General features: G+C 60.2%; 1 pseudogene. It reads right to left on the reverse strand.

The features are described from left to right. A pseudogene (locus ADK28_RS00265) lies at positions 1 to 264 on the reverse strand (ChiP family protein); the annotation flags it as partial.

Raw genomic sequence — 264 nt, forward strand, 5'->3', positions numbered from 1 at the left:
TCCAGACGGCCGTTGGATGAGGCGTAGGTCGGGGTCATGCGCTGCAGGAAGAAGCCCTGGTTGCCTTCCGCCTTGACCATGGTGCCTTCCAGACGCCAGTTGAACTGCCCGGTGGTGTAACCGAAGGTCAGCGCCTGCAGCCAGGCCAGGCCGTCGTAGATGCTGTTCGGATCATTCTTGTCGCTGATGCGGTCTTCCGCGCCGTAGAACTGGTAACTGGTGGTCAGCGGGTTGCCCAGCAGATCGAATTTGTAAGACGCCTTG

The sequence above is a fragment of the Serratia sp. 506_PEND genome, from assembly GCF_001076875.1.
GTDB classification, from domain to species: domain Bacteria; phylum Pseudomonadota; class Gammaproteobacteria; order Enterobacterales; family Enterobacteriaceae; genus Serratia; species Serratia marcescens.